General features: G+C 72.5%; 16 protein-coding genes. 10 read left to right on the top strand and 6 right to left on the bottom strand.

All coding sequences use genetic code 11. The annotated features are described in order from the left end of the window. The 3 genes from ACIOFR_RS12305 to ACIOFR_RS12315 all read right to left on the bottom strand — a co-directional run bounded on the left by ACIOFR_RS12305 (nt 1) and on the right by ACIOFR_RS12315 (nt 2874). Nucleotides 1-1686 carry a methylmalonyl-CoA mutase gene (locus ACIOFR_RS12305; RefSeq protein WP_400995423.1) on the bottom strand — a complete coding sequence of 562 codons (1686 nt, stop codon included), beginning with the start codon at nt 1684-1686 and terminating at the stop codon, nt 1-3. A gap of 220 nt (nt 1687-1906) precedes the next feature. Then, nucleotides 1907-2239 (bottom strand): DUF3817 domain-containing protein, encoded by a 333-nt coding sequence (locus ACIOFR_RS12310; protein ID WP_400995426.1) that lies wholly within the window; start codon nt 2237-2239, stop codon nt 1907-1909. 116 nt (nt 2240-2355) lie between these two features. Further along, the gene (locus ACIOFR_RS12315; RefSeq protein WP_400995429.1) at nt 2356-2874 is read right to left on the bottom strand and encodes a MarR family winged helix-turn-helix transcriptional regulator; all 519 of its coding nucleotides are present in this window, start codon (nt 2872-2874) and stop codon (nt 2356-2358) included. Between the two features lie 503 nt (nt 2875-3377). Here ACIOFR_RS12315 and ACIOFR_RS12320 point away from each other — a divergent pair. Then, complete coding sequence (locus tag ACIOFR_RS12320) at nt 3378-5021, top strand: M4 family metallopeptidase (protein WP_400995432.1); 1644 nt, start codon at nt 3378-3380, stop codon at nt 5019-5021. Between the two features lie 346 nt (nt 5022-5367). After that, nucleotides 5368-6984: a M4 family metallopeptidase gene (locus tag ACIOFR_RS12325; RefSeq protein WP_400995434.1), complete on the top strand. Its 1617-nt coding sequence runs from the start codon at nt 5368-5370 to the stop codon at nt 6982-6984. A gap of 90 nt (nt 6985-7074) precedes the next feature. Here ACIOFR_RS12325 and ACIOFR_RS12330 read toward each other — a convergent pair whose 3' ends face one another. Beyond that, entirely contained in the window at nt 7075-7458 is a 384-nt protein-coding gene (locus tag ACIOFR_RS12330) for a DUF3817 domain-containing protein (RefSeq protein WP_400995436.1), read from the bottom strand. A gap of 226 nt (nt 7459-7684) precedes the next feature. Between ACIOFR_RS12330 and ACIOFR_RS12335 the strand changes: the two genes are divergently transcribed. The 5 genes from ACIOFR_RS12335 to ACIOFR_RS12355 all read left to right on the top strand — a co-directional run bounded on the left by ACIOFR_RS12335 (nt 7685) and on the right by ACIOFR_RS12355 (nt 11555). Beyond that, entirely contained in the window at nt 7685-8458 is a 774-nt protein-coding gene (locus ACIOFR_RS12335) for a DUF2127 domain-containing protein (RefSeq protein ID WP_400995836.1), read from the top strand. Nucleotides 8459-8561: 103 nt separating this feature from the next. Then, nucleotides 8562-9200 carry an AIM24 family protein gene (locus ACIOFR_RS12340; RefSeq protein WP_400995438.1) on the top strand — a complete coding sequence of 213 codons (639 nt, stop codon included), beginning with the start codon at nt 8562-8564 and terminating at the stop codon, nt 9198-9200. Continuing rightward, nucleotides 9200-9850, top strand: coding sequence for an AIM24 family protein (locus ACIOFR_RS12345; protein WP_400995441.1), 651 nt, complete (start codon nt 9200-9202; stop codon nt 9848-9850). The genes ACIOFR_RS12340 and ACIOFR_RS12345 overlap by 1 nt, the downstream gene beginning before the upstream one ends. Before the next feature lie 158 nt (nt 9851-10008). Next, nucleotides 10009-10902: an AIM24 family protein gene (locus tag ACIOFR_RS12350; protein WP_400995839.1), complete on the top strand. Its 894-nt coding sequence runs from the start codon at nt 10009-10011 to the stop codon at nt 10900-10902. 137 nt (nt 10903-11039) lie between these two features. Then, complete coding sequence (locus ACIOFR_RS12355) at nt 11040-11555, top strand: MarR family winged helix-turn-helix transcriptional regulator (protein ID WP_400995443.1); 516 nt, start codon at nt 11040-11042, stop codon at nt 11553-11555. A gap of 78 nt (nt 11556-11633) precedes the next feature. Here ACIOFR_RS12355 and meaB read toward each other — a convergent pair whose 3' ends face one another. Both meaB and ACIOFR_RS12365 read right to left on the bottom strand, forming a co-directional pair. Next, nucleotides 11634-12590: a methylmalonyl Co-A mutase-associated GTPase MeaB gene (gene meaB, locus ACIOFR_RS12360; RefSeq protein WP_400995445.1), complete on the bottom strand. Its 957-nt coding sequence runs from the start codon at nt 12588-12590 to the stop codon at nt 11634-11636. Nucleotides 12591-12687: 97 nt separating this feature from the next. Then, a complete protein-coding gene (locus ACIOFR_RS12365) occupies nt 12688-13875 on the bottom strand; it encodes an acetyl-CoA C-acetyltransferase (protein ID WP_400995447.1) in 1188 nt (395 codons plus the stop codon). A 246-nt stretch (nt 13876-14121) separates the two neighbouring features. Between ACIOFR_RS12365 and mce the strand changes: the two genes are divergently transcribed. The 3 genes from mce (at nt 14122) to ACIOFR_RS12380 (ending at nt 20294) form a co-directional block, all read left to right on the top strand. Beyond that, nucleotides 14122-14565 (top strand): methylmalonyl-CoA epimerase, encoded by a 444-nt coding sequence (gene mce, locus ACIOFR_RS12370; protein ID WP_400995841.1) that lies wholly within the window; start codon nt 14122-14124, stop codon nt 14563-14565. Nucleotides 14566-14990: 425 nt separating this feature from the next. After that, nucleotides 14991-19256, top strand: coding sequence for a hypothetical protein (locus tag ACIOFR_RS12375; protein WP_400995450.1), 4266 nt, complete (start codon nt 14991-14993; stop codon nt 19254-19256). A 108-nt stretch (nt 19257-19364) separates the two neighbouring features. Next, nucleotides 19365-20294 (top strand): cellulose-binding protein, encoded by a 930-nt coding sequence (locus tag ACIOFR_RS12380; RefSeq protein WP_400995453.1) that lies wholly within the window; start codon nt 19365-19367, stop codon nt 20292-20294. Nucleotide 20295: the final 1 nt, after the last annotated feature.

Here is a 20295-nt window from a genome sequence, read left to right on the forward strand (position 1 = left end):
TCAGAACGAGGCGTTCTCCCGGTAGACGCCCCACTCGTCCCGCAGCGCGTGGCAGATCTCGCCCAGCGTCGCCTCGGCCCGGACGGCCCGGAGCATCGGCGGGATCATGTTCTCGCCGGAGCGTGCGGCGGCGAGCATCTCGTCCAGCCCGGCCCGGACGGCGGCCTCGTCCCGGGTGGCCTTGCGGGCCCCGAGCTCCCGGACCTGCTCGCGCTCGACCTCGTGGCTGACCCGGAGGATCTCCAGCTCCTTGGTGACGCTGCCCGGGTGGCAGTTGACGCCGACCACCCGCTTCTCGCCCTTCTCCAGCGAGCGCTGGTACTGGAAGGCCGCCTCGGCGATCTCCCCGGTGAACCAGCCCTCCTCGATGCCCCGCAGGATGCCGGAGGTGATCGGCCCGATCGGGTGGTCGGCGGTGCCCTTGTCGAGGATCCGCTGGAAGATCTCCTCGGCCTGCGCCTCGATCCGGTCGGTGAGCGCCTCCACGTACCAGGAACCGCCCAGCGGGTCGGCCACGTTGGTGACGCCGGTCTCCTCCATCAGCACCTGCTGGGTCCGCAGGGCGATCTCGGCGGCCTGCTCGGAGGGCAGCGCGAGGGTCTCGTCGAGGGCGTTGGTGTGCAGCGAGTTGGTGCCGCCGAGCACCGCCGACAGCGCCTCGACGGCGGTGCGCACCACGTTGTTGTACGGCTGCTGCGCGGTGAGCGAGACGCCCGCGGTCTGGGTGTGGAAACGCAGCCACTGAGCCTTGTCGGTCTTCGCCCCGAAGCGGTCGCGCATCCAGCGCGCCCAGATCCGGCGGGCGGCCCGGAACTTGGCGATCTCCTCGAAGAAGTCGAGGTGCGCGTCGAAGAAGAAGGACAGGCCGGAGGCGAAGTCGTCCACGTCCATGCCGCGGGACAGGCCGAGCTCCACGTAGCCGAAGCCGTCCGCGAGGGTGTACGCGAGCTCCTGCGCGGCCGTCGCGCCGGCCTCCCGGATGTGGTAGCCGGAGACCGACAGCGGCTTGTACGCCGGGATGTTGGCCTCGCAGTACTCCATCAGGTCGCCGATCAGCCGCAGGTGCGGCTCGGGTGCGAACAGCCACTCCTTCTGGGCGATGTACTCCTTGAAGATGTCGGTCTGCAGGGTGCCGTTGAGCACGCCGGGGTCGACGCCCTGGCGCTCGGCGGCCACCAGGTACATGCAGAACACCGGGACGGCCGGGCCGCTGATCGTCATCGAGGTGGTGACGTCGCCGAGCGGGATGCCGCCGAACAGGACGTCCATGTCGGCGGCCGAGTCGATCGCCACCCCGCAGTGGCCGACCTCGCCGAGCGAGCGGCCGTCGTCGGAGTCGTAGCCCATCAGGGTGGGCATGTCGAAGGCGACCGAGAGCCCGCCGCCGCCGGCCTCCAGGATCATCCGGTATCGCTCGTTGGTCTGCTGCGCGTTTCCGAAGCCGGCGAACTGCCGGATGGTCCAGGTGCGGCCTCGGTACCCGGTCGGGTGCAGGCCGCGGGTGTACGGGTACTCACCGGGCCAGCCGATCCGCTCGAAGCCCTCGTAGGGCAGGCCCGCGGGCGGCCCGTAGACCGGTTCGACCTCGTCGCCGCTCAGCGTGGTGAAGTCCGCGTCGCGCTTGCGGGCCTTGTCGTAGCGCTGCTGCCAGCGCTGGCGGCCGGCCTCGATCTCGTCGGCGTCCATCGACTCCGAACTCCGCTCCGTGCGGCCGTCCGTTCCGGGACGACACTGCCAGTAGGACGTCTGGTGGGACGTACCACCAAAGTACTCGGACGTCCTAGTATCTGTCGATGGCCGTCCCGGCGTGGCCCCGGCGAAGAGCACGGAGGCCGCCGAAAGCACGAAGAAAGGCGCCCCCTCCCGGCCGGGAGGGGGCGCCTGGCAGAAGCCGAGCGGGGGCGGGTCAGACGCCGACCGGCTGCGCGTCCTGGATCAGCGGGGCCACCTCGCGGGAGACCCGGCGCTCGACGAAGAACACGGCGGTGGGGACGGTGCCGGCGAGCAGCACCCAGGCCAGCTTGCCGATCGGCCACTTGGCCTTGGTGCCCAGGTCGAAGGCGAGCACCAGGTAGACCACGTACAGCCAGCCGTGCGCGATGCCGACGGCGGTGGTGAAGCCGGCCGCGCCCGAGACGTCGAGGACGTACTTGGCGACCATGCCGAGGGTCAGCAGGATCAGGAGGACGCCGGTCACATACGCCAGGGCCCGGTAGCGGGTCAGCACACTCTGCTTCATGGCATCGAGGGTAACCGCCCTCACGGCGGGCCCCCGCCGCGCCCCGGCCTGCGCCGACACCCGGGCGGGCCGGCCCGCGCCGGGCCGCGCCCGACCCCGGGCTCGGGCGCCGGGACTCAGGCCTGCCCGGGCTCGCTGAAGTCGCCGGCCGCCACCCGCAGCGGGCGCAGCAGGTCGAACACCTGGCGGCACTTCTCCTCGTCGTAGCCCTCCAGCCCGAAGTCGACGGCCATCAGCTCGCGGGTCGCCTCCTCCACCACCTCGCGGCCGCGGGCGGTGATCGAGGCGAGCACGCCCCGGCCGTCCAGCGGGTTGGGGCGGCGGGCGACCAGCCCGGCCCGCTCCAGGCGGTCGACGGTGTTGGTGACGCTGGTCGGGTGGACCATCAGCCGCTCGCCGATCTTGGAGAGCGAGAGTTCGCCCGTTCTGCTGAAGGTCAGCAGGACCAGCGCCTCGTAGCGGGCGAAGGTCAGGCCGTACGGCTTGACCACCGCGTCCACCCGGGAGAGCAGGATCTGGTGGGCGCGCATCACCGAGGTGATCGCCGGCATGGCGGGGACGCTTCCCCACCGGCGCTCCCAGAGCTCGTCGGCGCGGGCGATCGGATCGAAGTCGAGTGCGAGGGGCTTGGCCACGCTCCCAACCGTACCGGCGGGCCCGCGGGCGGGTAGCAGGTGTCCACGATGCTGGACAAGGGCGACTCCTGGCGGAATCCCGCCAGCCCGTTCAACGGTCCGTAGGAGTGCGGTCAAAGCTGTGGATATTCCGGCAATATTCAGTTGAATCAACCGAGTTGTCGGATTTCGCCAGGCGTTCAGCCTGAGTTCGGGTGTAAACCCCCTGCAAGCGCTGAGTTTTGCGCGCTTTGCCCGGTTCGTCCAGCGACCGTCGGCCCCTCCCTCACGCCCTGAGCTGGCGAGACATGGCCAACTCTTGCTGGAGACCTGTCATTTGATCACCTCGATTGTCATGCTTCTCGCCAACCCCGTGAGGCACTCCTGCCAACCCCACCCCGGCAGTGGCCTCTTGACCGCACGGGCCAGCACGTCAGTGCCCGTTCCGCCCCAGCAGGCACCACGTCCGGTGCCCCGGAACGCGGCGCGACCGCGCACGCGGTTGATCCGGAAGGAATCCGCACGTGAAGCGAAAGCTGACAGTCGGAGCCGTTCTCTCTGCCTCGGCCCTGCTCGCCGGCGCGATCCAGGTCAGCGCCGGCATCGCCCAGGCCGCACCCGTCCCCACCGCCGAGGCTCCGGCCGCCGGCAAGCAGCGCGCCGAGCTGATCGCCCTCGCCACCGCCCAGGCTCCCGCCGCCGCCCGCGCCCTCGGGCTGGGCGGCCAGGAGCAGCTGATCGCCAAGGACGCGGTCGTCGACGCCGACGGCAGCCGCCACCTGCGCTACGAGCGCACCCTCGGCGGCCTGCCGGTGATCGGCGGCGACGTGATCGTGCACCAGGACGCCAAGGGCGTCGTGCAGTCCACCGGCCGCGCGGTCGAGGGCTCCGTCGCCCCGGCCACGTTCAGCCCGAAGCTCTCCGCGGACCAGGCCGCCGCCAAGGCCGCCGGCGCCGTGCAGGCCACCGTCGGCATCGCCAAGGACGCCGACGAGCCCGCGCTCACCTCGGTCGGCGGCGCGAGCGGCGCCAAGCTGGTCGTCTGGGCCGCCTCCGGCACCCCCCGACTGGCCTACCAGACCACCGTCGAGGGCGTCCGCGCCGACGGCACCCCCAGCAACCAGCTGCTGGTCACCGACGCCGCCACCGGCGAGGTGCTCTCCAGCCACGAGCAGGTGCAGACCGCCACCGGCACCGGCAAGGGCGTGTTCGTGGGCAGCGTCCAGCTGACCACGACGCTCTCCGGCTCGACGTACCAGCTCAAGGACGCCGGCCGCGGCGGGATGTACACCACCACCCTGGCCGGCAAGACCTCCGGCAAGGGCACCCTCTACACCGACGCCGACAACGCGTGGGGCACCGGGCTCGCCTCCAACACCCAGTCCGCCGCCGTGGACGCGCAGTTCGGCGCGGCCGCCACCTGGGACTACTACAAGAACTCCTTCGGCCGCCTCGGCATCCGGGGCGACGGCGTCGGCGCGTACAGCCGGGTCCACTACGGCAAGAACTACGTCAACGCCTTCTGGGACGACAGCTGCTTCTGCATGACCTACGGCGACGGTGACGGCAACAGCCACCCGCTGACCGAACTGGACGTCTCCGGCCACGAGATGACCCACGGCGTCACCGCCAACACCGCGGGCCTGAACTACTCGGGCGAGTCCGGCGGCCTCAACGAGGCCACCAGCGACATCTTCGGCACCATGGTCGAGTTCTCCGCCAACCTGGCGTCCGACAAGCCGGACTACCTGATCGGCGAGCTCATCAACATCAACGGCGACGGCACCCCGCTGCGCTACATGGACAAGCCCTCCAAGGACGGCGGCTCGGCCGACTACTGGTCCTCGACCGTCGGCAACAAGGACGTCCACTACTCGTCCGGCGTCGCCAACCACTTCTTCTACCTGCTCGCCGAGGGCAGCGGCGCGAAGGTGATCAACGGCGTCAGCTACAACAGCCCGACCTACAACGGCGCCGCCGTCACCGGCATCGGCCGGGACAAGGCCGCCAAGATCTGGTACCGGGCGCTGACCGTCTACATGACCTCCACCACCAACTACAAGGGCGCCCGCACCGCGACCCTGAACGCGGCGACCGACCTCTACGGGGCGACGTCCGCGGAGTACAAGGCGGTCGCGGCCGCCTGGACCGGTGTCAACGTCAGCTGACCCGGGGCCATCACCGGCCACCTGAACGCGCGGCTGCCGGGCCCTCCGGAGGGGAGGTCCGGCCGCCGCGCCGCAGGCCCTGGCGGTGTCCGGTATCGCCGGATGCCGGACACCGCCGGGCTGACGAGATTCTGCCAATTGTCGTCGCAGACCTGTCATTTGACGGACTCGATTGTCATGCTACTGACCAGCCCCGTACGGCGTCCGCCACCACCCCACCGGCAGACGCCTGTTGACCGCACGGAGCAGCACGTCAGCGTCCGTTCCGCCCCAGCAGGCACTAACCCCGGTGCCCCGGAACGCGGCGCGACCGCGCACACGCGGTTGATCCGGAAGGAATCCGCACGTGAAGCGAAAGCTGACACTCGGAGCCGCTCTCTCCGTCTCGGCCCTGCTCGCCGGCGCCGTCCAGGCCGGCGCCGGACTCGCCGAGGCCTCCCCCGCCCCGGCCGCCGCCCAGCAGCGGGCCGAGCTGATCGCCCAGGCCGCCGGCCAGGCCCCCGCCGCGGCCCGCGCCCTCGGTCTCGCCGCCCAGGAGAAGCTGGTCGTCAAGGACGCGGTCGTCGACGCCGACGGCAGCCGCCACCTGCGCTACGAGCGCACCTACGCCGGCCTGCCCGTGCTCGGCGGCGACCTGGTCGTGCACCAGAACCCGCAGGGCGTCGTCACCTCGGTCGACCGTGCCGTCGAGGGCTCGCTGGCCCCCGCCTCGCTCAGCCCGAAGCTCTCCGCGGACCAGGCCGCCGCCAAGGCCGCCGGCGCCGTGCAGGCCACCGTCGGCACCGCCAGGGACGCCGACGAGCCCGCACTCACCTCGGTCGGCGGCGCGAGCGGCGCCAAGCTGGTCGTCTGGGCCGCCTCCGGCACCCCCCGGTTGGCCTACCAGACCACCGTCGAGGGCGTCCGCGCCGACGGCACCCCCAGCAACCAGCTGCTGGTCACCGACGCCGCCACCGGCGAGGTGCTCTCCAGCAACGAGCAGATCCACACCTCCAACGCCACCGGCACCGGGTACGGCGTGTTCGACGGCACCGTGACGCTGACCACCAACTACACCGGCAGCACGTACCAGCTGAAGGACAACACCCGCGGCGGCATGTACACCGTCGACAAGAACGGCACGCTCTACACGGACGCCGACAACATCTGGGGCAACGGCCAGGCCAGCAACGGCCAGTCCGCCGCCGTGGACGCGCAGTTCGGCGCGGCCACCACCTGGGACTACTACAAGAACGTCCACGGCCGCAACGGCATCAAGAACAACGGCGTCGGCGCGTACAGCAAGGTGCACTACGGCACCAACTACGTGAACGCGTTCTGGGACGACGGCTGCTTCTGCATGACCTACGGCGACGGCTCGGGGAACACCCACCCGCTGACCGCCATCGACGTGGCCGGCCACGAGATGACCCACGGCGTCACCTCGGCCACCGCCAACCTCAACTACTCCGGCGAGTCCGGCGGCCTCAACGAGGCCACCAGCGACATCTTCGGCACCATGGTGGAGTTCTACGCCAACCTGTCGGTGGACAAGCCCGACTACCTGATCGGCGAGCGGCTCAACCTGAACGGCAACGGCACCCCGCTGCGCTACATGGACAAGCCGTCGAAGGACGGGGCCTCCGCCGACTACTGGTCCTCGACCGTCGGCAACAAGGACGTCCACTACTCGTCCGGCGTCGCCAACCACTTCTTCTACCTGCTCGCCGAGGGCAGCGGCGCGAAGGTGATCAACGGCGTCAGCTACAACAGCCCGACCTACAACGGCGCCGCCGTCACCGGCATCGGCCGGGACAAGGCCGCCAAGATCTGGTACCGGGCGCTGACCGTCTACATGACCTCCACCACCAACTACAAGGGCGCCCGCACCGCGACCCTGAACGCGGCGAGCAGCCTCTACGGCTCGACCTCGGCGGAGTACAAGGCGGTGGCCGCGGCCTGGACCGCCGTCCACGTCAACTGACGCCGGCGCCGCCCCGCAGACCCGCGGCGGCCGGGCTCTCCGTCAGGGAGGACCCGGCCGCTGCGCCAATGCCCGGAACACCCCGAGGGGTCACGCCGCGCTGGCCGCGCCGGCGGCGGCGGCCGGGTACTCGCCGCGCTCCTCCCTGGCCAGCATCCGCTCGGCGAAGAACCCGCCGGTGGGCAGCACCGACAGGACGAACAGCACGACGCCGCGCCTGGCGTCCCAGCGCTGCTTCTGCCAGGCGAGCGCCAGGAACACCAGGTAGAGGATGAACAGCACGCCGTGCACCATGCCCATCACCGGCACGGCGTTGAAGCTGGTGGTGCGCTTGAGCACCGAGCAGACCAGCAGCAGGATGAACGACAGGCCCTCGGGGCCGGAGACAAGGCGCAGGCGGTGGACGGCGCTGCTCTTCACGGGCGGGTTCCTCACGGGCGGGTCGGCCGGGCAACGGGCGGTCGGCCGGGCCATCGACGGGGACGACTTGTGAACGGGCGCACAAGCCGCCACCCATTATCACCGACCGCACGCCCCGGCCCGGGGCGGGGTGGCGGGGCTCACCCGGCGGGCCGGGGTTCGTCACAGCCGCGCCACGGAACACGCCGGCGGCTCGGGATCCGTCCGCCGTCCCCCCTATCCTGCTGCGGCGCGGCCTGACGGACAGGCCAGCCACGGACACGGGGGCTGCTGAACGATGTTGAAGCTCGACTGGGACCGCCGGACCTGCTCGCGGCGCGGCCACATCACCTACGCACCGGCCGAGCCCGAGCTGCGCGAGCGGCTGCACGCGCGCACCGCGGTGGGCGACGCCTGGCGCTGCCTGCGCTGCGGGGACTTCGCCCTGGGCGCCCCGCACGGTGCGGGGCCGGCCGACGAGGCTCCGCTGGTGCCCCGCGGGCGGGCCCTGCGGGACCTGTTCATCCTGCGCTTCCTGGCGGTCGAGCGGGGCCTGCGCGGACTGCTGGTGCTGGTCGCCGCCTGGGCGGTGTGGAAGTTCTCGAACAGCCAGGACGCGGTGCAGCGGATCTTCGACGAGAACCTCACCGTGCTGCGCCCGGTCGCCGACCACTTCCACTGGGACCTGGAGCACTCCCCGGTGGTCGACACCGTCCGCAAGGCCTTCGGCCACGAGCACCGCACCCTGGTGCTGCTGGCGGCCGGCCTGGTCGCGTACGCGGTGATCGAGATCGTCGAGGCCGTCGGCCTGTGGATGAACCGGCGCTGGGCCGAGTACCTGGCGGTGGTGGCGACGGCCGCCTTCCTGCCGATCGAGGTCTACGAGCTGACCGAGCACATCAGCGTGCTGAAGATCTGCACCCTGCTGCTCAACGTCGTCGCGGTGCTGTGGATCCTGCTCTCGAAGCGCCTGTTCGGACTGCGCGGCGGGCACGCGGCCTTCGAGGCGGAGCGGCACTCGGCGTCCCTGCTGGAGGTCGAGCAGGCGGCCGGAGCCGTCCCCGTCAAGGCCTAAATATCGGACAAATCACCCCAGAACGACCGCTTCTGTCGCAGCTGGGTACCGAATGGCCCGAGCCCCCTCCCCCCGGGGGGCCCGGTGCCGTTACATTCGCCCGGTGGCACAGTTTCGACTCCAAGGGTCCAAGGTGCTCGCCGTCGACATGACGGGCGACACCGTCAAAGCACGTAACGGGACGATGGTCGCCTACACCGGGCAGATGGGCTTCAAGAAGCTCTCCGGTGGCGGCGACGGGCTGCGGGGCATGGTCACCCGCCGGCTGACCGGTGAACAGATGGTGGTGATGGAGGTCAAGGGGCAGGGCACCTGCTTCTTCGCCGACAGGGCCAGCGAGGTGAACCTGGTGCGGTTGAACGGCGAGACGCTGTACGTCGAGGCCGAGAACCTGCTCTGCACCGAGGCGACCCTGCACACCGGCACCAGCTTCACCGGCCTCAACGGGATGGCGTCCGGCAACGGCCTGTTCACCACCAAGGTGGAGGGACACGGCTGGGCCGCGCTGACCTCGCGCGGTCCGGCGATCATCCTGCGGGTGTCCCAGGGCACCCCGCTGCGGGTCGACCCGGGCGCGTACATCGCGCACACCGGGAACCTCAACCGCAGCCTGAAGTCGGGAGCGGGCTGGACGACGCTGATCGGCGAGGGCGGCGGCGAGGCGATGCAGGTGGAGTTCGCCGGCGAGGGCCTCGTCTACGTGCAGCCGTCCGAGAAGATGACCTTCGGGGGTGACGTCTGATGCCGTTCAACAAGATCAACAACAAGATGGTCGAGGCCCAGGTGCTGCCCGGCCAGAAGGTGTTCAGCCAGCGCGGCGCCATGCTCGCGTACACCGGCGAGGTCTCCTTCACGCCCAACGTGATGGGCGGCCAGGGCGGCGTGCTGTCGATGATCGGCCGCCGGGTGGCCAACGAGGACACCCCGCTGATGACCGTCGAGGGCCACGGCAAGGTGATGTTCGGCCACGGCGGGCACAACGTCCAGGTGATCGACCTCACCGGCGACACCCTCTACGTGGAGGCCGACCGGCTGCTCGCCTTCGACGGCAGCCTGCAGCAGTCGACCATGTTCATGGGCCAGCAGGGCGGCGTGATGGGCATGGTCCGCGGCCAGGTGACCGGCCAGGGCCTGTTCACCACCAAGCTGGACGGCCACGGGTCGGTCGCGGTGATGGCGCACGGCGGCGTGTTCGAGCTGCCGATCAGCCCCGGCCAGCCGGTGCACGTCGACCCGCAGGCGTACGTCGCGCACCGCGGCCAGGTCACCAACAAGCTGTCCACCGCACTCGGCTGGCGCGACATGGTGGGCCGCGGCTCGGGCGAGGCCTTCCAGTTGGAGCTGTCCGGGCACGGCATGGTGTACGTGCAGGCGAGCGAGGAGAAGCTCTGATGTCCTACCCGCCGCAGCAGCCCCCGTACGGGCAGCAGCCCTACGGCCAGCCGCAGCAGCCGTACGGGCAGCCCCAGCCCTACGGCCAGCCGCCGCAGCCCGGCCAGCCCTACTCGCAGCAGCAGTACGACCAGGCCTACCAGCAGACCCAGGTCGGCATGCCCGGGCAGCCCTACGGCGCCCCGCCGCAGCAGCCCTACGGCCAGCCGCCGCAGGGCGCGTACGGCGCCCCGCTGCCCTACGCCGCCCCGGGCGCCGAGGGCCCGACGGTGCACGACGCGCACAGCCTGCCGGCCAACGACAACGTCAACCCGTACGCGTTCTCGGTGGACCTCAACGGGGCCTACTACCTGCAGAAGGGCAAGATGATCGCCTACTACGGCGACATGCGCTTCTCGGGCATCGGCCGCGGTGCGATCGACCAGATGCTGGAGCGGAACTTCAACTCCCCGCTGCACGCCTCGGACTGGGTGGTCGCCGAGGGCCGCGGCAAGCTGCTGCTGGCCGACCGGGCCTTCGACCTCAACTCGTACGACCTGGAGAACGGCAACCTCACCGTCCGCTCGGGGAACCTGCTCGCCTTCGAGCCGACGCTGCAGCTGAAGCAGTCGATCATCCCGGGCTTCCTGACCCTGATCGGCACCGGCAAGTTCGTCGCCGCCTCCAACGGGCCGGTGCACTTCGTCGAGCCGCCGATCAAGGTGGACCCGCAGGCCCTGGTCGGCTGGGCGGACTGCCCCGCGCCCTGCCACCACTACGACCACGGCTACATGCACGGTCTGATCGGCGGGCTGCGCCACCTCACCGGGCTCGGCGGCGCCTCCGGCGAGGAGCACCAGTTCGAGTTCATCGGGGCCGGCCAGGTCCTGCTGCAGTCCTCGGAGAAGCTGATGGCCGAGCGCTCGGTGGGCGTGGTGCACGCCGAGGCCGGCGTGCCCGGCGCCGGTTTGCCGCACCAGCCGGCCGGGCACGGTCAGCAGCAGCAGCTGCCGAACGTCAACATCCCCGGTCTCGGCAACCTGGGCGACCTCGGCCGGCGCTTCGGCCTCTGACCGCCCGGTGGCCGGTCGCCCGTCGACCGGCCACCGAACGGCAGGCGGCGAACGGCAGGCCGTGGACCGCCGACCGGCCGCCGACCCACCCGGTCAAATGTTGTACAACTTTTAACAAAACGGGTTATGCTGGCGCCATGGAAACGAACCTGACCGAAGCGTCGGCGATCCCCGCCACCGGGTCCGGGGCCCAGACGCCCTGGCTCACCGCCGCCGAGCAGCGGTTCTGGCGCGCCCATCTGGAGGTCAGCAAGCTCCTCGACTACCAGCTCAGCCGCGAACTCCAGCCGCACAACCTCGCCATCAACGACTACGAGATCCTGGTCGTCCTCTCCGAGGCCCCGGACCGGCGGATGCGGATGACCGACCTGGCCACCGCCACGCTCCAGTCCAAGAGCCGGCTCTCGCACCAGATCACCCGGATGGAGAACGCCGGTCTGGTGCTGCGCCAGGAGTGTCCGGGCGACCGCCGCGGCCTCTACGCCAACCTCACCGCGCTCGGCTGGGAGACCATGCAGAAGGTCGCGCCGGACCACGTCCGCAGCGTCCGCGAGCACTTCGTCGACCGGTTCACCCCGGAGCAGATGGACGCGATGTACCAGGCCCTGGCCCCGGTCGCCGAGCACCTGCGCAACCTCCGCGGCAGGGGCTGAGCACCGGGCGGGGCCACCCGCGCTCCGGCCACGGTGCCCAGGTCCGCCCGGGCCCGCTCGGACCCGCGCCGGGCCCGGTCAGGTCCCGGTCAGGTCGGCCACCAGCTGGTCGGCCGCGCCGTAGGGGTCGAGTTCGCCCGCCGCCACCCGCTCGGCCAGCGCGGACAGCCGCCGGTCGCCGTGCAGGTCCCCGATCCTGGCCCGCAGCGCCGCCAGCGCGATCGCCTGGACCTCGTCGGCCGCGCGCCGGCGCCGCCGGGCGGCCAGCTCGCCGGTCTCGGCCAGCCAGGCGCGGTGCTTCTCCAGCGCCTCGACCACCTCGTCCATGCCCTCGCCGCGGGCGGCGACGGTCTTGACGATCGGCGGGCGCCAGTCGCCCGGGTTGCGGGACTCGCCGAGGCCGAGCATGTGGTTGAGCTCCCGGGCCGTCGCGTCGGCGCCGTCCCGGTCGGCCTTGTTGACCACGAACAGGTCGCCGATCTCCAGGATCCCGGCCTTCGCCGCCTGGATCCCGTCCCCCATGCCGGGGGCCAGCAGCACGACCGTGGTGTCGGCCTGCGCGGCGATCTCCACCTCGGACTGGCCCACGCCCACGGTCTCCACCAGGATCACCTCGCAGCCGGCGCCGTCCAGCACCCGCAGGGCCTGCGGCGCCGCCCACGACAGCCCGCCCAGGTGGCCGCGGGTGGCCATCGAGCGGATGAAGACCTCCGGGTCGGTGGCGTGGTCCTGCATCCGCACCCGGTCGCCGAGCAGCGCGCCGCCGGAGAACGGCGAGGACGGGTCGACCGCCAGCACGCCGACCCGCTTGCCGAGCCGCCGGTAGGCGGAGACCAGCGCGGACGTCGAGGTGGACTTGCCCACGCCCGGCGAGCCGGTCAGCCCGACGGTGTAGGCCTGCCCGGTGTACGGGGTCAGCGCGGCCATCACCTCGCGCAGCTGCGGCGCGGCGTTCTCCACCAGCGTGATCAACCGGGCGACGGCCCGCGGCCGGCCCTCCCTGGCCTGCGCGACCAGCGTGGTGACATCGACCATCAACGTGCTCCTCGATCGGGAACAGGGCTGCTCGCCGGGACGGTCGTCGTCCCGGCGAGCAGCCCTCGTGTCTGTGCCCTGTGTCCGTGCCGGCCGGTCAGGCCCGGGGCACCCGGACGATCAGGGCGTCACCCTGCCCACCGCCGCCGCACAGGGCGGCCGCACCCACACCGCCGCCGCGGCGCCGCAGCTCCAGCGCCAGGTGCAGCACCACGCGGGCGCCGGACATCCCGATCGGGTGGCCGAGTGCGATCGCGCCGCCGTTGACGTTGACGATCTCCTCGGTGATGCCCAGGTCCTTCATGGACTGGTGGGCGACGGCCGCGAAGGCCTCGTTGATCTCGACCAGGTCGAGGTCGGCGACCTCCAGGCCCTCCTTGGCGAGGGCGTGCTTGATCGCGTTGGACGGCTGCGACTGGAGCGAGTTGTCCGGGCCGGCCACGTTGCCGTGCGCGCCGACCTCGGCGATCCAGCTCAGGCCCAGCTCCTCGGCCTTGGCCCTGCTCATCACGACGACGGCGGCGGCGCCGTCGGAGATCTGCGAGGAGGTGCCGGCGGTGATCGTGCCGTCCTTGGTGAAGGCCGGGCGCAGCCGGCCCAGGGTCTCCGCGGTGGTGTCGCCGCGGATGCCCTCGTCCTGGCTGAACAGCACCGGGTCGCCCTTGCGCTGCGGGATCTCGACCGGGGTGATCTCGGCCTCGAAGACGCCGTTCTTCTGCGCGGCGGCGGCCCGCTGGTGCGAGAGCGCGGCGAGGTGGTCCTGCACCTCGCGGCCGATGCCCAGGCGGGCGTTGTGCTTCTCGGTGGACTCGCCCATCGGGATGTTCTCGTGGGCGTCGGTGAGACCGTCGTACGCCATCGCGTCGAGCAGCTCGACCGCGCCGTACTTGTAGCCCTCGCGGGACTTCGGGAGCAGGTGCGGGGCGTTGGTCATGGACTCCTGGCCGCCGGCCACCACGATGTCGAACTCGCCGGCCCGGATCAGCTGGTCGGCCAGCGCGATGGCGTCCAGGCCGGAGAGGCAGACCTTGTTGACGGTCAGGGCCGGGACGTTCATCGGAATGCCGCCCTTGATGGCGGCCTGGCGGGCCGGGATCTGGCCGGCGCCGGCCTGCAGCACCTGGCCCATGATCACGTACTGCACCTGGTCGCCGGTGATGCCCGCCCGCTCCAGCGCGGACTTGATCGCGAAACCGCCGAGCTCCGCGCCGGAGAAGCCCTTGAGGGAGCCGAGGAGTCGGCCCATCGGGGTGCGGGCACCCGCGACGATCACTGAGGTAGTCATGGGACGAGCTCCTTCGCGCGTCATGGCCAGGAGAGGGTGTGGGGATGCGGCTCAATGTACTGACGTGTAACCCGGCCGTCACCGGCGCGAGGGTGTGATCAGCGGCACTGGCACTGTCCAGTCAACACCGTGTCAGGCCGTGCCGAGTGAATTGTGAGCAGGCTCGCACGTCACGCGGTGGCCAAGGCCTGCCGCGATGCGCTGCACTGGTGCCCCGCCCAGTTCGACCACGCCCCGGAGGCCGTCATGCTGACCCGTATCGACCACATCGGAATCGCCTGCTTCGACCTGGACCGGACGGTGGAGTTCTACCGGTCCACGTACGGGTTCGAGGTGTTCCACTCCGAGGTCAACGAGGAGCAGGGCGTCCGCGAGGCGATGCTGAAGATCAACGACACCGGGGACGGCGGCGCCTCCTACCTCCAGCTGCTGGAGCCCACCCGCGAGGACTCCACGGTCGCGAAGTGGCTCGCGAAGAACGGCGAGGGCGTGCACCACATCGCGTTCGGCACCGCGGACGTGGACGGCGACGCGGCGGAGATCCGCGGCAAGGGCGTCCGGGTGCTCTACGACGAGCCGCGGATCGGCTCGATGGGGTCGCGGATCACCTTCCTGCACCCCAAGGACTGCGGCGGCGTGCTGACCGAGCTGGTGACCTCGGCCGCCACCGGGGAGCACGGCGAGCACTGAGGTCGGCCCCGCCCGGGCCGGTCCGACCGGCCGGTAACTTGGGAAAAGACGGGTGCGCCCATTCCCCCGGGGGCTTCGCACACTACAATGCCCAGGTGCGCTAAGGCTCCGGGGAGGACCGGTCCGGTGGGCACGGCCGAGCGCGAGTGGGGCTGATCATCTGACGGCTCGTCTCGCTGCAGGGGAGCCCACTACGCGGGCACGGCTGAACGGTCGCAATTCGGATCTGTCACCATTCTCCAAAGGCAAGAATTCGCTCAGGAGTCCACCCGGACGGCGGAGCGCGGACCGACCGCGCACCACCGCGGGCGGCTCCGACCGTGGCACGACCACGGATGCAAGGACCAGCCGCTCCGGCCCGGATTTCCGGGACCAGCGGAACGGCCGGGTCGAGGACGCGACCAGGAGATGGATGGGACCGCGGAGTGCGGGGCTACGACCGCTACGAGGTTGAGGATCACCTCTCCCAGTTCGAGGCCGAGTTGGAGCGGGCTCGCAAGGAGCGGGACAAGACCATCGAGCATGCCGAGGACCTCGCCTACCAGGTGGAGGTGCTCAGGGCCAAGCTGCACGAGGCCCGCCGGCAGCTCGCTCAGCCGCGCGCCTTCGACTCCGTCACCGGCCAGGCCGAGCAGGTGCTGCGCAACGCGGAACTGCAGGCCGAGGCGCTGCGCGCGGACGCCGAGCGCCAGTTCCGCGAGTCGCAGGCCGCCACCCAGCGGCTGATGGCCGAGGCCGCCGAGCGCACCGCCCGGCTGGAGGCCGAGCTCTCCGCACGCCGCCGCCAGCTGGAGGACGAGCTCACCGAGCTCCGCCGCTCCGCCGAGCGGCACGTCAACGAGAACGTCAACTGGGCCGAGCAGGCCAGGGCCGGCACCGAGCAGGAGGCCCAGCGCCTCCTCCAGGAGGCCCGCGCCGAGTCCGACCGGATGGTCGCCGCCGCCCGGGCCGAAGCCGCCGCCCTCGCCGACCAGGCCCGCGCCCAGACCGCCGCCGACGTCGACGCCGCCCGCGGCGAGGCCCGCGCCGCCGCCGAGGCCGCCCTCCAGCGCGCCCAGACCGACGCCGAACGCCTGCTGCGGGCCGCCTCCGAACAGGCCCAGCAGGCCAGTGTCGCCGCCGAGGAACTGCGCGGCAGCGCCGCCAACGAGGCCCAACAGCAGCTGGCCGGTGCCCAGGCCGCCGCCGAACGGCAGCTCACCGCCGCCCAGGCCGAGATCACCGCCCTCAAGCAGCAGGTCCAGGCCGACCAGGAACGCGCCGCCGCCGCCATGGCCCAGGCGCAGGCAGAGATAGAGCGGCTGCGCGCCGAGGTCGAGGCGGAGGCCGAACGGGCCCGCCAGGAGGCCACCGAGCTGCGCATCCACGCCGAGGCCGCCGCCCAGCGTCTGCAGGCCGAGGCCGAGGCCGCCGCCGAGCAGAAGGTCGCCGCCGGCGACGCGGCCAGCGAGCAGCGCTCGCTCACCGCCCGGGCCGAGATCGCCCGCATGGTCGCCGCCGCCACCCGCGAGGCCGACCTGATCAAGTCCGCCGCCGCCACCGCCAAGGCCGAGGCGGAGGCCGCCAAGGCCGCCGCCGCCGAGGAGAGCGAACGCCTGCGGGGCTCCGCCGAGAGCGTCGCCACCCAGCTGCGCAACGAGGCCGAGACCGCCATCGCCGGCCTGCGGGCCGAGGCCGAACGGGAGATCGCGGCGCTGCGCGCCGAGGCCGAGGCCGCCGCCGAGACCCTGCGCCGCGAAGCCGAGGAGGCCGGCCGCGCCGAGGGCTCCAAGGACGCCGCCATCCACCTCGCCAAGGCCGCCAAGCAGGCCGAGGACGTCCGGCTGCGGACCGCCCGGGAGGCCGAGACCGCCCGCGAGAAGGCCGCCGCCGAGGCCGAACGGCTGCTCGCCGAGGCCGCCGCCGAGGCCCAGCAGCTGCGCGAGCAGGCCGCGGCCGCCGTCGAGCAGGCCCAGAACGCCGCCCTCGACGACGCCGCCTCCATCCGCGAGCAGATGGAGCGGATGCACGAGGAGGCCACCCGTCTGCGGGCCGAGGCCGAGGAGCTGCGCACCGAGGCCGTGGCCGAGGCGGAGCGGGTCCGCACCGAGTCCCGCCGCCAGGGCGTGGTGCAGATCGAGGAGTCGGCGAAGACCGCCGAGGAGCTGCTCACCACGGCCAAGAGCGACGCCGACGAGCTGCGGGCCGGCGCCCGCTCCGAGATCGAGCGCCGGCAGGAGCAGGCCGCCGAACAGGCCGCCGAGACCCAGGCCCGCGCGGAGCAGACCCTCACCCGGGCCCGCGCCGAGGCCGAGAAGCTCGCCGCCACCGCCGCCCAGCAGCACCAGGAGGCGCTGGCCGCTGCCAAGGCCGCCGCCGCCGAGAACCGTGCCGCCGCCGAGCGGGAGACGGCCGAACTGCGGCGCGACGCAGCCGAGTTCGACCAGCGGACCCGTACCGAGGCGCTGGCCGCCGCGGAGGCGCTGCACGCCCAGGCCCAGGCCTTCGACGCCGAACTGCGCGCCGAGGCCGCGACCGCCGCCGAGGACATCCGGGAAGAGGCCCGCAACTGGGCCGACAGCCACCGCATCGAGGCGGAGAACTGGGCCCGCCGCGAGCGCGGCGAGGCCGAGACCGCCGCCGCCGCCCTGCGCGAGGAGAGCCTGCGCGAACGCGAGGACGCCTCCGCCGCGCTGCTGCGCGAGCAGACCGAGACCACCGAGCTGCTGGCCGCCGCCAAGGTCACCCGGGAGAGCGCCGAGGCCGAGGCGGCCGAGCTGACCGAACGCACCGCCGCCGAGACCGCCGAACTGCGGGCCGCCGCCGAGCGCGAGAGCGCCGACCTGCGCGAGCAGGCCGCCCGGGCGGTGGAGACCGCCGCCGCCACCGCCGCCGAGCAGCTGGCCGAGGCCGAGACCGAGGCGCGCACCGTACGGGCCGAGGCCGCCACCGCCGCCGAGCAGCTGCGCACCGAGGGCGCCCAGGAGCTGGCCCGGGCCGAGGAGCACGCCGCCGAGCTGCGCCGGGAGGCCGAGGAGCAGCGCGCGCTGGCCGCCGCCGAGGCCGAGGAGCTGACCGGCACCGCCACCCGGCGCGCGCAGGACCTGGTCACCGAGGCCGAGGACGAGGCCGCCCGGATCCGCCAGTCGGTGGCCGGTCTGCACGAGTCCGCCTCCCAGCAGATCGCCGAGCTGCGGGCCACCGCCGAGCGCGAGAGCACGGAACTGCGCGAGCTGGCCGAGCGCGAGAGCGCCGAACTGCGCGCCACCGCCGAACGCGAGAGCACGGAGCTGCGCGCCGAGGCCGCCGCCGCCGTCGACCGGGATCGGGCCGAGGCCGAGGCGTACGACGCCGAGCTCCGCGCCCGCGCCGACGCCGAGCGGCAGTCCGCGCTGGACTTCGCGGAGCAGCAGCGCGCCGACGCCGAGGGCCGGGCCCGGGAGACCCTGGCCGAGGCCGAGCAGCGGGCGGCCGCCGCGATCGCCGAGGCGGAGGAGTTCGCCGCGGCGCTGCGTGCGGAGGCCGAGGAGTACGCGCTGGCCACCCGCACCCTCGCGGAGGACTTCGACGCCGCCACCCGCACCCGGGCCGACGAGTACGACACCACCACCCGGGAGGCCGCCGAGCAGTTCGACAAGGCCACCCGGGAGCAGGCCAAGACGGTGCTGGAGCGGGCCTTCGCCGACGCCGAACAGCTCGGCGAGGACGCCCAGACCACCGCGCTGGCGACCACCGCCGCGGCCGAGGAACAGGCCGACGCGATGGTGGCGGCCGCCCGCAAGGAGGCCGAGCGGCTGGTCGCGGCCGGCGAGGCGGCCGGTCAGGCCGAGGTGGAGAAGGCCCGGGCGGACGCCGACGCGCTGCTCTCCGAGGCCCGCCGGGACTCCACCGCGATCCGCGAGCGCGCCGAGGAGCTGCGCGAGCGCACCGACACCGAGATCGAGGCGCTGCACGAGCGGGCCCGCAAGGAGAACGCGCAGGCCATGAAGTCGGCCGGCGAGCGGGTGGACGCCCTGGTCACGGCGGCCCAGGAGCAGCTGACCGAGGCCGAGGAGCAGGCGGTGGCCGCCGTCGCCGAGGCCGAGGAGCGGGCGGCGGCGCTGGTCGAGGCCGCCGAGGAGCGGGCCGCGGAGCTGACCTCCGAGGCCTCGGCCGAGGCCGGCAAGGTCAGGATCGCGGCCGTGCGCAAGGCCGAGGGCCTGCTGAAGGAGGCCGAGCTCAAGCTCTCCGACTCCACCTCGCGGGCCGAAGCGCTGATCGTCAAGGCCGAGGCGAAGCTGAAGTCCGCCGAGGAGGACGCGGAGCAGCAGATCGAGGCGGCCGCCACCGAGGCCGAGAAGCGGCTGCGCCGGGTCGACGAGACCGCGGACGAGCAGTTGCGGCTCGCCCAGGAGGAGGCCGAGCGGGTCCTCACCGAGGCGAAGGCCGAGGCGGGGCGCGTGACCGACGAGGGCCAGCGGGAGTTGGACGAACTGGTCCGGCGGCGCAAGGACATCAACACCGAGATCTCTCGGGTCCAGGACGTGCTGTCGGCGCTGGAGGCGTTCGAGGCTCCGTCACCGGTCGCGCAGACCAACGGGGGAAGCGGGAAGGGCGGTGGCGGCGGTCGTGGGACCGGCCCCGGCGCCCGTGAGGGGGCGTCGAAGGCCGGCGCCGGAGTGGGCGCGCCCCGTTCGGGTGGCAATCGCTCCGGAGGGGCGCCACCCGATTGAGCGGACATTGTCCGCGAAGCATCGGCATTTCGCCGATGACACTCCGGTAACGTGTCAGGATTCCCTCAACCACCTCAGCGGTTCGACGACAGGAAGCCCAGAAATCCCATGAGCGACAGTCACTCCCCGCACGGCTTCGACCTGGTACGCCGTGGGTACGAGCGCGCCCAGGTCGACGAGCGGATCGCCAAGCTGGTAGCCGACCGCGACAGCGCGCTGGCCCGGATCGGTGCGCTGGAGAAGCGCATCGAGGAACTCCACCTGGAGACCCAGAGCGCGCAGGCCCAGGTGGCCGAGGCGGAGCCCTCGTACGCCGGGCTGGGTGCCCGGGTGGAGAAGATCCTCCGGCTCGCCGAGGAGGAGGCCAAGGACCTGCGCGAGGAGGCGCACCGCGCCGCCGAGCAGCACCGCGAGCTGGCCGAGGCGGCCGCCCAGCAGGTCCGTACCGAGGCGGAGAACTACGCCAAGGACCGCAAGGCCAAGGCCGAGGACGAGGGCCTGCGGATCGTCGACAAGGCCAAGAGCGACAGCGCCCAGCTGCGCGCCGAGGCCAACAAGGACGCCCAGAACAAGCGCGAGGAGGCGGACGCCCTCTTCGAGGAGACCCGCACCAAGGCCGCCCAGGCCGCGCTGGAGTTCGAGACCAACCTGGCCAAGCGCCGCGAGCAGTCCGAGCGCGACCTGGCCGCCCGCCAGGCCAAGGCCGAGAAGCGCCTGGCCGAGATCGAGCACCGCGCCGAGCAGCTCCGCCTGGAGGCGGAGAAGCTGCGCACCGACGCCGAGCGCCGGGCCCGCCAGACGGTGGAGACCGCGCAGCGCCAGGCCGAGGACATCGTCGCCGACGCCAACGCCAAGGCCGACCGGGTCCGCAGCGAGTCCGAGCGCGAGCTGGCGGCGCTCACCAACCGCCGCGACTCGATCAACGCCCAGCTGACCAACGTGCGCGAGATGCTCGCCACGCTGACCGGCGCGGCCGTGGCCGCCGCCTCCCTGCCGACCGACGACGCCCACGGCGTGCCGGCCCAGCAGTCCCGCTGAA

The organism is Kitasatospora sp. NPDC088346 (assembly GCF_044740765.1).
In the GTDB taxonomy this organism is placed as follows: domain Bacteria; phylum Actinomycetota; class Actinomycetes; order Streptomycetales; family Streptomycetaceae; genus Kitasatospora.

What these genes read in the sequence shown, in the direction of transcription:
- ACIOFR_RS12305 (WP_400995423.1), bottom strand. Translation starts at nt 1,686, where the DNA reads ATGGACGCCGACGAGATCGAGGCCGGCCGCCAGCGCTGGCAGCAGCGC.
- ACIOFR_RS12310 (WP_400995426.1), bottom strand. Translation starts at nt 2,239, where the DNA reads ATGAAGCAGAGTGTGCTGACCCGCTACCGGGCCCTGGCGTATGTGACC.
- ACIOFR_RS12330 (WP_400995436.1), bottom strand. Translation starts at nt 7,458, where the DNA reads ATGGCCCGGCCGACCGCCCGTTGCCCGGCCGACCCGCCCGTGAGGAAC.
- ACIOFR_RS12345 (WP_400995441.1), top strand. Translation starts at nt 9,200, where the DNA reads ATGCCGTTCAACAAGATCAACAACAAGATGGTCGAGGCCCAGGTGCTG.
- ACIOFR_RS12350 (WP_400995839.1), top strand. Translation starts at nt 10,009, where the DNA reads ATGCCCGGGCAGCCCTACGGCGCCCCGCCGCAGCAGCCCTACGGCCAG.
- ACIOFR_RS12355 (WP_400995443.1), top strand. Translation starts at nt 11,040, where the DNA reads ATGGAAACGAACCTGACCGAAGCGTCGGCGATCCCCGCCACCGGGTCC.
- meaB (WP_400995445.1), bottom strand. Translation starts at nt 12,590, where the DNA reads ATGGTCGATGTCACCACGCTGGTCGCGCAGGCCAGGGAGGGCCGGCCG.
- ACIOFR_RS12365 (WP_400995447.1), bottom strand. Translation starts at nt 13,875, where the DNA reads ATGACTACCTCAGTGATCGTCGCGGGTGCCCGCACCCCGATGGGCCGA.
- mce (WP_400995841.1), top strand. Translation starts at nt 14,122, where the DNA reads ATGCTGACCCGTATCGACCACATCGGAATCGCCTGCTTCGACCTGGAC.
- ACIOFR_RS12380 (WP_400995453.1), top strand. Translation starts at nt 19,365, where the DNA reads ATGAGCGACAGTCACTCCCCGCACGGCTTCGACCTGGTACGCCGTGGG.